The 12,220-nt window shown below is 35.3% G+C and carries 8 protein-coding genes; 4 read left to right on the top strand and 4 right to left on the bottom strand.

Annotated elements, in window-relative coordinates; all coding sequences use genetic code 11:
• Positions 1–62: 62 nt before the first annotated feature.
• On the bottom strand, positions 63–740 hold the full coding sequence (locus tag H344_RS0102575; RefSeq protein ID WP_026808852.1) for a class I SAM-dependent methyltransferase: 678 nt from the start codon (positions 738–740) through the stop codon (positions 63–65).
• A 341-nt stretch (positions 741–1,081) separates the two neighbouring features.
• Between H344_RS0102575 and H344_RS0102570 the strand changes: the two genes are divergently transcribed.
• The 3 genes from H344_RS0102570 (at position 1,082) to H344_RS0102560 (ending at position 5,860) form a co-directional block, all read left to right on the top strand.
• Complete coding sequence (locus tag H344_RS0102570) at positions 1,082–1,327, top strand: hypothetical protein (protein WP_026808851.1); 246 nt, start codon at positions 1,082–1,084, stop codon at positions 1,325–1,327.
• Positions 1,328–1,618: 291 nt separating this feature from the next.
• Positions 1,619–2,821: an exonuclease SbcCD subunit D gene (locus H344_RS0102565; RefSeq protein WP_026808850.1), complete on the top strand. Its 1,203-nt coding sequence runs from the start codon at positions 1,619–1,621 to the stop codon at positions 2,819–2,821.
• A gap of 3 nt (positions 2,822–2,824) precedes the next feature.
• Positions 2,825–5,860: an AAA family ATPase gene (locus H344_RS0102560; RefSeq protein ID WP_026808849.1), complete on the top strand. Its 3,036-nt coding sequence runs from the start codon at positions 2,825–2,827 to the stop codon at positions 5,858–5,860.
• Positions 5,861–5,999: 139 nt separating this feature from the next.
• Here H344_RS0102560 and H344_RS0102555 read toward each other — a convergent pair whose 3' ends face one another.
• The 3 genes from H344_RS0102555 to H344_RS0102540 all read right to left on the bottom strand — a co-directional run bounded on the left by H344_RS0102555 (position 6,000) and on the right by H344_RS0102540 (position 9,423).
• Positions 6,000–6,581, bottom strand: coding sequence for a hypothetical protein (locus tag H344_RS0102555; RefSeq protein WP_026808848.1), 582 nt, complete (start codon positions 6,579–6,581; stop codon positions 6,000–6,002).
• Positions 6,582–7,294: 713 nt separating this feature from the next.
• Positions 7,295–8,482, bottom strand: a complete 1,188-nt coding sequence (locus H344_RS19615; protein WP_084148723.1) for a glycoside hydrolase family 43 protein — start codon at positions 8,480–8,482, stop codon at positions 7,295–7,297.
• A 101-nt stretch (positions 8,483–8,583) separates the two neighbouring features.
• Positions 8,584–9,423 (bottom strand): hypothetical protein, encoded by an 840-nt coding sequence (locus H344_RS0102540; protein ID WP_026808846.1) that lies wholly within the window; start codon positions 9,421–9,423, stop codon positions 8,584–8,586.
• Between the two features lie 1,172 nt (positions 9,424–10,595).
• On the opposite strand from H344_RS0102540, the gene H344_RS0102535 reads away from it, so the two are divergent.
• Positions 10,596–12,170 carry a serine hydrolase gene (locus H344_RS0102535; RefSeq protein WP_026808845.1) on the top strand — a complete coding sequence of 525 codons (1,575 nt, stop codon included), beginning with the start codon at positions 10,596–10,598 and terminating at the stop codon, positions 12,168–12,170.
• Positions 12,171–12,220 lie beyond the last annotated feature (50 nt).

Here is a 12,220-nt window from a genome sequence, read left to right as displayed (position 1 = left end):
AATTGGGCTTCTACCCTACTACTAGTTAAAATTCTTAGCCTAAAATACAGCTTAACCATGGCTTAAAAAAGAGTATAAAGCGTGGTAACAATAACTCCTTTTCTATCTTTTGGAATAACGGAAAGGAGTTGCTTTTCTGCTTTTACCTTAAACTTAAATGGGGGTGCTAATAGGTTAATTCCACTTTTCTTTTTTAGTCGAGTTCCCTGTCCGGAAATGATATCTTTATTCGGTTCAAAATCACCTGTAGGTAGGTGTTCTGTAAGGATAAGGTATTTGTAAATATGTAGCTTTTCCAAAATACTCTGCACTTCTGCGTTAGATAGATGCTGTAAAACTTGCCTTAACAATACACAGTCCCCAATTGGTAAGTTGGCCACAGCAATATCCAGACAATGGAATTCTAGATTCTCCTCTTTATATTTCTTCTTGTTATAGGCTATAAGATCTGCTACAATATCTACAGCTATATATTTCTTGGTATACTTCACCAATTGTCTTCCAACATTAAAATCCCCACAGCCTAGATCACAGACCACCAGCGGACTTTTAAAAGATGCTAAAAATGAGGTTAAAGCGGTGATATATGGGTTTACTATTTCAGGTTGATGCGATCCTTCACCGGAATAAAAATCGGTTTTATTATCTCCCCATAGTTTCATTTCGTACACCTGTTCCATGGCCTTTTTTGTTGGCCAAGGCTTCTTTATTTTTTTAATCTCTATTTCTTTCTTATTCATCATCATCACGTGGTACCATTATAATAGCAAAGGTAAATGTAATTTTAAATCAGTTATCGTGATGAAAAATGATCACCGTTAGCTCGAAACAACAATCAACCTACAATTAATGTATTAACTAACAGCTAATTAACCTGTAAGCATTTCAATATTTTACTGCTGAACTACATACGTAAAAATATAGATAACAACAGCTATAAAAACTAGGTAAGGTATTAAAATTATAATCGCATCACAATAGGTTATACTGCCTAGGGAAGGAAGTAGTAGAAAAATTCGGTATATTGATAATAATAGCTCCCCCTTTTGAGGTTAATAAATCCAATTAAAAGAACAGAAAAATGAAAACAATGACATATAGACAATTAGGAGGGGCTTGCGATAAAGAATTCCATGCAAATACTTTTGATGAAATTGAGGCAATGAGTAAAAGTCATGGCATGGAAATGTTTCAAAAAAAAGACAAAGCACATTTAGTAGCCATGCATAAAATGAAGGACTTAATGGAGTCTTCTGACTCTAATGCGATGCGGGAATGGCTACAAGCAAAAAGAAAAGAATTTAATGCACTTCCTGAAAGAGGATAATCAAGCCTGCCTTTATGGTTAGATCTCGGTTAGTGCAGGCCTGCCTATGTCGGCAGACAGGCCTGCCTATGTTGGCGACAGAAGTGACAGACGTTCATTATACACCATCCAATTTTAAGAATACAGAATTCCTTAATATAAAAACTTCAAAAGCATAAAATTGGATTTGAAGAATTAGTTGTTTTAATTACCTTCGATTTGAATTTGGGAAAATATATTCTAACATGAATTTAGATGAATTCTGCTTTGGATTATTTTCTTGTAGTTTTACGTCTTATATAAACCAATTGCATGAAAATTCTTCATACTTCCGACTGGCATATCGGGAAACAACTTCATAAATATGATCTCACTGAAGATCTAGATTTGTTTTTTAAATGGCTGATTGACTATATCACAACTGAGAACATTGATGTTCTATTAGTATCTGGTGATATTTTTGATCAGGCGAATCCTTCCCAAGCTGCTTATAAGCAGTATTACGATTTACTGAAAAACCTTATTCAGCTCGATTGTAAAATTATACTTACCGGTGGAAACCACGATTCCCCAGCGGTATTAAATGCCCCTTCCGAACTGTTAAAAGCATTTGATATTACTGTAATTGGAGGCGCTACTAAGGAAGTGGAAGATCTATTTATAACCGTCAATAAAAACAACGAAAAGTTAGTGGTAGCAGCAGTTCCCTTTTTAAAGGATCGGGACATCCGCAAATCTGCTGCAGGAGAAAGCTATGCCACAAAAATTGAACAGATAAAATCGGGTTTACGTACCTATTTTTCAAATGTTACCACTCATTATAGCGACCACTATTCCGATGAAGTATTTATTTTAATGGGACATTTATATGTTCAGGGAAGTGAACTTTCCGAAAGCGAGCGCGATATTCAGATTGGAAATCAGGCCGGTGTAGAAGCTAGTATGTTTGGGGAAATTCCCCATTATGTAGCGCTGGGTCATATTCATAAACCGCAAGTAATTACTAAAGAAAAAAACATACATTATTGCGGTTCCCCTGTTCCGTTAAGTTTCTCAGAAAAAGAAGATCAAAAACAAGTAAATGTGATTACGGTGGAAAATAATAAAATTACCAAGGTCGCTATTGTTCCCATCCCCAAGCACAGAAACCTCATCACTTTTGAAGGCAGTCTCCAAGAATTAGCAGATAAATTGAATGCCTATTCTGAAGAAACTACTTTAACATCCCTAGCAGAAATAATTGTAAATGAGGATAATGAGAGCTTAGAAAAACGACAAGCTTTTGATGCGCTTACCGATTCCCAACTTAATTCCAATATCGAAATTGTAAAATCGCGACTCAATTTTAAAAGTAAAATTCGCGGTGCTAGTGATGCCTTTGCCGTAGGTACCGATGTAGCAGATGTTACCCCCATGCAGATGTTCGAAAAAAAACTGGAGCTACAAAGCGAATTAGAGAACACTGCCGAATTAAAGAACGCCTTTCGTGAAATCTTGGAAAAATTGAAATTATAGTCCATGAAAATCCTAAAAATAAGATTTGAAAATATTCACTCCCTAAAAGGAGAGCAGCAGGTTGATTTTGGTAATGGTGTTTTGGCAGATGCTGGACTGTTTGCCATTACCGGTCCTACTGGATCAGGTAAGTCGACTTTACTTGATGTAATAACACTTGCGCTTTACAATCGTATCGCAAGGGTAGATAAAGCGGTAAGCAATACTATTTTAGAGGATGATGGAGGCATTATGACTCGCAATATGAAACATTGCTATGCTGAGGTGGAATATCGCGTTAACGGCAAGGATTATCGTAGTCATTGGTCTATAGAACGCAATAGGAACAATAATTTAAACGCTCGTAAGCAGGAATTGGTAGAAGTAGCTACCGGTCAGATTCTTGAAGCTGGCACCAAGACTCCAGATAAAAATCAGGAGATTATTGGCCTTAGTTACGAGCAGTTTGTAAAAGCCATGGTGCTATCGCAGGGAGAATTTAGTAAGTTACTGCAGGCTCCACGAAACGAACGTAATAAGTTGTTGGAAGATATTACCGGGGCTCGCTCCTATCGTGAGATAGGAAAAGCTGTCTATTTTAAGTATAAGCAGGTAGAAAAAAACATTGCCTTAAAAGAAGCCGGTTTAGAAACTATAGAACTGCTCACCGCAGAGCAGGTTACGGAAAAGCAAAACGAACTTAAATCCCTAAATAAGTCTAAGCCTAAAATAGAAAAGGCCTATCAATCCACTTCGGAAAAAATAACCAATAGAAAGGAACTTCAGAAAAAACAAGCCGAAGAAAAAGAACTTCAAAAAGAACAGCTACAGTTAAAAAACGATTGGGATCAATTTAAACCGTATAAAGGTGAACTAGCATTACATGATAAATTAGCTAAGTATGGGTCCACCCTAACCGATTACGATACGATCTACAAGCAGGTAAATCAACTTAACGATGATAGAGAGAAACTAAAAAAATCCAAAGCTGCTGTAGAAGTACAACTTAACTCTTATTTAGAGACCGCCGAAAAAATTCTTAAAGAAAAGGTTGATGTTAAGTCTGCTAATGAGAAGCTTGATGTTTTCCGCAATAAGATTGCAGAACTCCAGGCAGAAGAGAAAAAAAAGCAAAGCGAAGCAGACTTGTATAAAACTACCTTAAATAAATATGTAAGGAGTATAAATCAGTTGGAGTATCAATTGCCCATGGCAGAGCACCCAGACTTATTTAAGTCGCAGTTAGAGGTTTTTGAAAATTCTGTAAAGGAAACTATTCAACAGTCTGGGGTAAGTTCTCTAGAGAAATTGAATGCGGAATTGGATAGCCGACGTATTCTAGTAGAAAAAGCGGGTGAGTTACTGGTTAGCAAGGAACAATTACTAAAGGTAGAAAAAAACCTTAAATCTCAGGCCGAGCAGCTAAAAGAGGTTCAAGACCAATTGGAAAAAGACACCACCACCATAAAATCTTTAGAAACGGAGGTAGCAACAGGCACAAAAGAGGTAGAATCTTTGGAGAAAACCCTAGCACAGCAACGCAAACATCAAAGTTTAGAAGAACATCGCTTGCAACTAGAGCCAGAGCAACCTTGTCCGCTTTGTGGGTCATTGCACCATCCCTATGCTTCTGAAACCCCCTATTTTGATACTAAGGAAGAACTGGTAAAAGAAAAAAAGAAATCGCTGCAAACCCAAAAAGATCTTCTTATTCAGTTATCTGCAAAAAAAGAATACCAGCTAAAGCAGATGGGCGACATAAATAACACTATAAAGTCTCTAAAAGAAGAAGAGGCCAAATATTTGGAATCCCTGAAAAATCTTAGCGATCATTTAAAGTGGGATTATAAAGAAGATCTAGATACCCTAAAATCTCGCCGACTCGATTTAAACCATCAAATAAAGAAAATGGAAAAATCGAAACAGGCCTTTCAGGCGACTTCTATTTTACAAGATCTAAAAGAAAGTTTAACGCAATGGGAGTTGAACCTAACAACCTATAATAAATTAAAGCAAGAACGTACTGCCCTTTTTAACGGGCCGGATATCAATGGTAAGGTAAACACCTTAACCACATCCATAACCAAATCTCATGCATCTATAACGTCACTTACGGATCAGTTAAATGAAAGTGCAGACAAACTAAAATTACAATCCGATTATAAGTTAAAAAAGGAAGAGGAACTGAATAGTATTATAGAGAAAGAAAAATTAGAAAGCATTAAGGCCTTACGATCTGCCATACTCCCAGAAGAGCGAGCTAGTAAAATTAGAAAGCGTGAAAATCACCTAAAAGAGGTACAAACCATATTAGGGCAAAAAGAAAATTCTCTAAAAAAAGTTTTAACGGAATTATCAGAAAAAGACGATGCTACCCTTTCTTTAGATACATTAACTACGCTATTTAATGAAGCAAAGTCGAGTTGGGATACGCTATCAGAAAATATTGGTAAGATTACCCAAAGTTTAGAGGCTGATGAAAAAGCTAAGAAGCGACAACAAAAAGCACAGGAAGAAATAGACTTACTAAAGAAAGACTTATCGCTATGGAAAACTATGAACGATTTAATTGGGGATGCAACAGGTAATAAATTCTCTAATTTTGTTCAAGACCTTACTTTAGAACAACTTATTGGTTATGCCAACAAGCGACTTGCCGAGTTTAGCGATCGGTATCTATTAGATATCCCCACGGCAGACGAAGCCGATAAAAGTGACACCCTCAAGGTTTTCGATAAGTATATGGGGAACGCCCGTCGCTCTGTACGTACTCTTTCCGGCGGTGAGACCTTTTTGGTCAGTTTGGCTATGGCTTTTGCGCTATCGGATATTGCCGCTAGAAATGTAAAGATAGAATCGCTTTTTATCGATGAAGGTTTTGGTACTTTGGATCCTGAAACTTTAGATCAGGCCATTACGATACTAGAGAAAATGCAAAATGAGGGTGATAAATCGGTTGGAGTAATCTCTCACGTAGGTGCTTTAAAAGAACGGATTACAACCCAAATTCAGTTAGAGAAGGGTAGTTTAGGGTATTCTACTTTAAAGGTAGTACAGTGATATTAACAGTAATTCTGATAAGGATTGGTGATATCTATGGGTCGCCATAATTATATTCTTGATAATATAGTATCTTTATCCTTCTTAGATTGGAATAAAAATTGTCAACTTCTACATTGCAATCTATCTAGGTATAGCGTTATTGATTAGTTTCAATTTTTAAAAAATCATCAACTTTTTTACGTAACCATTCGAAAAATTTTTCAGAAAACATGCCTGCAATGAATGCAAAGGTGAAATAGAATTTTTTATCCCCTGATTCTAATCGAAACTCTGGTAGGAAATCTGCTAAAACAAGGATCATAAAGCCTAGCAGACCTCCTAAAACAGGTCCAAGATAAATTTTTCTTTTCTCAAGACCTTTTTTAAAATTATATTGATATGCCAATATTTTAACTAAGGCGCCTAGAACTCCAAATGAAATGAGACTTAAAATATAACTCAAGGTATCTCCTAATTTCTGAAAAGAAGGATACCATTTTAAAAATATATTATATTGCTCATTCCATTTTACTTCCTCTAAATTTCTAAACTCTATTGTTTTTCCGTTATCAGTTATAAATCGCTTATCAACCTCCATTAATTGGGCGCTTTCGAACAATTCTTCTGTAAATATTTCTGCTATGCTACCAAGACAATAATAGAATGTAATAAAACCAATAATGAATAAATATAGGTTTTCAAGTATCTTATTAGAATTTACTTCCAAATATCGTTTCATTTTCGAGTATAGATTTCATTTGAAGGATGCGTATCTTGTAGATTAATTAATTCGAGGTCGCAATGAGGAGTATCAATATGGGATGTACAACAATAATATTTTAGTGTTTCTTCTACACTATTATCTTGTTCTTTATTAAAGGTTTTAGTTTCCCTACATGATAAAATAATAATACTTAACGCTACTAGTGCAAATCCATTGACAAGGCTTTTTTGTGGGATAAGTATCTTCATTATACAATATTAGTTATTACTCAAATAGAGGGATTTCCCATGAATATCACACATGTAGTCACCTTCAGCTTTTTAGCATTAATAACCGGAGTTATTACTCGTATTATAGCAACTATATTTTTTAGGGGGGAAGTGAAATAATGAAAATTCAACTAAAATAAATTTGTTGATTCATTAATTGGAGGGTTGGTTTATCGTTTGATTACTCTTAAATATACAGAATAATTAGTTTATTATCAATAATTTGAGAATTTATTAATCAAAACTAATAGGCTCAAAACTCCACAACCGCTTGAGCGCAATAGTATTTTAAATTAAAATATTACCTAAATTCCAATATAGAAGCTCGCGACAACATTTAAATAGATTATCCCAAATCAGATTTATACAGTCAATTATACTAAATGGTTTGGATAGCGTTATCAAGGAAAGTTTTAATCACATTAATCTATCGAAATTCCTAGGCCTATTTACGCATAATTATTCTTCTTTAAGTTTTTCTAAAACACTTCTAGGTATAGAAATTATAGTTCCATGCCTAGCACCTTCTGGGAATTTTATGCGATCTGAAACATCTTTCCAATTATGTAAATCTTTGGAGGTAACCGCACCGTATTGATGATTTATATATTTATCAAAATAAACAATGAACTGTCCATCTACGTAGGCAGTAGTGGGACCTTCTGCCCAATAATCTCCTGTAATAGGTTTTCCTGGTGCACTATAGGGACCTTCTAAGGCATTACTATAGGCTATTTTAATATTTTTTTGAGGTGGCTCAATAGTTTCGTCTTTTAAGAACATTACATATTGGTCTTTAATTTTTATGATATGTGAGTCTATTACATTAAAACCTGGTTCATACAATAGCCGAGTTTGGGCGTAGTTTTTAAAGTCTTGTGTTGTTGTGTAGTATATACGATGGTTGTATCCATTTTCTTTTTCAGATTTTGTTTCTGGAAATTTTCCTGATACTGTACTGGCCCAATAGATCATATATGTCCCTGTGTCAGGATCAAACGTTATTTCGGGTGCCCAGGTATTTCGATTGTCCTTTTGATGGGCCATAACGGGAATAAACTGTTGTTCGGACCAATTTATAAGATCTTTAGAGTAAGCATACCCTATTCCATTATAGGTCCAACTTACCGTCCATACCATATGGTAGTTGCCATCTCCCCCTTTAATTATACATGGGTCGCGCATAAGCTTATCCTTTCCTACAACCGGACTCAAAAATGAGGTGTCGTTCTTTAAAGCCTTCCATACAAATCCGTCTTCGCTATAGGCCAAATGGAGTCCGTCTTCACCATTACCTTTAAAATAGGAGAATAGTAATACCTCATCTTGGGGAATGCTGTACTCTATATAATAGGGATCCCACAAGTTAGTTGTTCTTGGGCCAGCATTAGAAATTAATTTTTCCTCTATAGTAGGCTTAGCAGTCAGCCTAGCTTTCACATAATGCGCTATGAAATGAAATAACGGGGCATTTTGCCCATCATTATCATTTAAGAATTGATTAGTTATTTCATGATTCTTCTCGAGATTTTCGTCAGTATTAATTCTATAACTATCTGGAGACCTCTTAGAATGCGACAATAATGAGCCGAATGCAATACAAAATAAGAAGGCAAGTAATTGGTGTTTTAAGTTTCTTATGGTCATTTATTAATTTCTATTAAAGGTCCTCTTTTCAGCAGAATTCCATTTATGTTTATCAATTTAGGCGGAATGTGTTAATTAAAACAGATTAATACTGACATTCACTAGTCAACATATTCTTCCGGCAGGTACACATAATAGGAATTAGGAGAAATATGTTTAAAACGGTAATGCACCTTCATATTATAATATTCAATGTCTGTTTCTTCACTTAAAACTAGGGTATTCTTAGGAATGCCTATCGGGAAAGTAATTGGGAGTTCTATATCACCCTCCAAATTATTAAAGTGATGCAATACCCGCATATCTATATCACTAGTACCCAAATAAAATATGGAAGGATCTGGTTGCCCTTTAAAAAACACCTCATATTTCTCCCCTTCAAAAACTTCCCAACCATGAACAGAATCACCAAATATTTTCTTTTCACCTCTAGGCTTCCAAAAGTCGGGAAATTGGTTTTCATCAACAAAATCAATTACTTGTATATCTATTGTATTTGGGGTATTCATTTCAGGTTCTTGATAATTAAAAATGTATTCTCCATTTGGCTTAGCCACCACCCATTCGCACATTTCACTACTAATTCCATAAGAAGTGAATCTCTCAAATAACCAATAATTTAAATTTGGTTCTCTAAAAACCCACATTTCCTTCCATTCTCTATCTTCATCAAGATACTCCCACATCCACAATTCGGTAAAGTGAATTTCTTTTAAACCTTCTAAATCAGGCTCCGCATAGTCATCCTCATAATGCTTACCGTCTAAAATATTTTCTTCACTTTCTAATATCAATTCATCTGCAGTTGGAATGCTGTTTTCTATATGTTCCAACTCATCAACCTCCCCCACCGCAACAGTTGTTTCTTTAAATTTTTCCGAAATAAAAGCACAGCTAGTAAAAAGGAAGAGTAAGCAAAAGCAAGTGAAGTACTTTGTCATGATAATAACTTCTTAAGAGGTACAATAAGGATTAGATACTGATATTCGTTTTTTAAATTTAAACAAAAAATGCTGATTGAACGCCCATTTAAAGTAAACCCAAAGGGTTTAGCGCTGAATATTCGTTTAAAATCATTAAACCTTAGATTAATTGACGAACAGACCAATAGAACGACATTAATGATTTTGCATTCATATTTTTATTGTTCTTTATTTTTAGGTTTAAGAAATAAGTTTATATTGGGTATGTATTAAGTTGTTTGTTTTGTAATTGATTAATAAGCGCTTTTTATCAATTTTTCTAACCTATTTGCTTTCATTTAGTTCATTGACTTTTATTTCCTTTTCACTAGTATTCATGAACCTCCTTCGTCGGTTTCTTTTTGCTCACCCAATTAATTAGCATTCATGAATTCTGTTAATGAAAATTGGCATTGGTATGAATAATAGAAACGAACTGGACCGATAAACTAAAGTGCCGAGTACCTTACATAAGTTTGTTGGTAATTCACAAAAGCATTTGTTTACTAATCTATAAGATTTTTTCCTTGCTTTGACTGTTCTTTCATTTTACTCAAGTGGTTTTTATTTGTTTTTTAAAGGATTTCGTGAATCTTCGATTTCTTTGCTTGTCCAAAGAAAACGAAACAAAAGAAAAGACACCCTAACCAATAAATTTTTTCGACACCGAGGTCGAAAAACCGTATTCGAAACTTCGCGTCGCTGCGTGCCTTCGCTCCTGTTCTCGAAGCTTTCGAACACTATTTTGAGTTTAGGGTAAATTTGGCTGCGCCTAGCTACGACTAATAAACCTTTCGTTACCAAACGTAAAAAATTCTTAAACATCTACAGGACTAATAAATGTAGTTAAGGTATTTCTAGAGAGAAAACTAAACTTATGTTAGCTAAGGTCCGTGTTCTCGGACCATCTATAGTGAGGGACTCAATCCTACCGAAATGGTTCATAATAATGATTCAGCTTAGTCAGCTAAAAGAATACGCTATGAGAATAATCTTTTATTAGACCAATGTCTATTTTATAATCTAGAGGCTTTATCTAAAATTCCCTATTATGGATAATATAAGTAAAAGAGAAACCTTATTTTTAAGGGTCCGTAGACAATATAAGCTTCGGTAAGATTAAATCAAAAACATCGAGAATCCTTCCAATAATGAAAAAAACCATATCAATACCCTTAGTCGCACTTTGTTTATTTATAGGACAAACGTTAACCGGCCAATCCTACACTTCTAAGCAAATAGATTCTATAGTCAATAAATCCATGAACATAAGACCCAATGCTGGAATTGCAGTTGCTGTAGTAAAAGACAATGAGGTAGTCCATTTAAAAGGCTATGGGGTAAGATCTATACATACCAAAGAGGCTGTAGATGAGAATACTCTATTTGCAATTGCCTCTAATTCCAAGGCATTTACTACAACAGCACTAGCTATATTGGTTGATGAAGGCAAACTAAGTTGGCATGATAAGGTGGTAGATCATATACCAGAGTTTAAAATGTACTCTCCTTATGTTACAGAAAGCTTCAATATTCAGGATTTACTAACGCACAGAAGCGGACTTGGACTTGGGGCTGGAGATTTAATGTTTTTCCCTGATGGGTCTAACTTTACCATTGAGGATGTATTACAGAGCTTTCAGTATCAAAAACCTGTATCCGCATTCAGGACTAAATACGATTATGATAATTTGCTCTATATAGTAGCTGGGGAAGTTGTTTCTAGAGTTAGTGGAATGAGTTGGGCCGATTTTGTAGAAACCAAAATCATGAGCCCCTTGGGAATGGATAGGTCTGTAGGTGTTTATCAGCGATTACAAGACAAAAGTAATGTAGCATTTCCCCACTCAAGTCAAAAGGGACAATTAAAACAACTGGAACACTATACAAAAAGTGACGAGGCGCTGGGCGCTGCTGGGGGAATTTATGCTAGTGTAAAGGATTTAAGCAAGTGGCTTTTTTTAAACTTAGACAAGGGGAAGTATGGTGAGGATTCTAACAAACAACTCATTTCTGAAAATAATCACAAGGAAATATGGCAGCCCCACACTAATATCGAATTTAATGTAGCGTCTAGACCACCTTATAATACACATTTTAGATCCTATGGCTTAGGCTGGCACCTTAGCGATAGGAACGGTTATATTGTTGCAGAACACACAGGTAGCCTGCCAGGAATGCTTTCTAGAACGATACTTATTCCCGAATTAAAGGTGGGGATTGTGGTGCTTACCAATACAGACCCAGGATCGTATAGTTCGTCTACTATAGCCAGTACTATAATGGACGCCTATTTAGGAGTTGAAAAAACCGATTGGATAGCAAATGCAGATAAGAGATTAAAGGAAAGTGAAGCTGAATCAGATTCGGCCATTACCGCAGTATGGCAAACGGTAGAAAAAGCAAAATCGACCCAAATTGATTACTCCAATTTCGTTGGCACCTACCAAGATAATTGGTTTGGAAAGGTAGATGTCTTTTTAAAGGATGGCAAGCTATGGTTTAAGTCCTATAGATCTCCAAAATTAAATGGGGAAATGTTCTTTTATAAAGCGAATACTTTTGCTGTAAAATGGGAATATAGGGATATGCCGTGTGACGCTTTTGCGATGTTCACTTTAGATGAGAATGGTAAGGCAATAGGAATAAAAATGAAAGGCATATCGCCAAATATAGATTTCAGCTTCGACTTCCAAGATTTAGACCTAAAACGAATAGATAAATAAGCTAAGCATAGTTTAAGAAATAAGTAATATAAATTTGAGGAGGTTCCCCT

This window comes from Arenibacter latericius DSM 15913, from assembly GCF_000424985.1.
In the GTDB taxonomy this organism is placed as follows: domain Bacteria; phylum Bacteroidota; class Bacteroidia; order Flavobacteriales; family Flavobacteriaceae; genus Arenibacter; species Arenibacter latericius.
The sequence above is the reverse complement of the archived record's forward strand: the minus strand, read 5'-3'. Positions and strand labels throughout refer to the sequence as shown.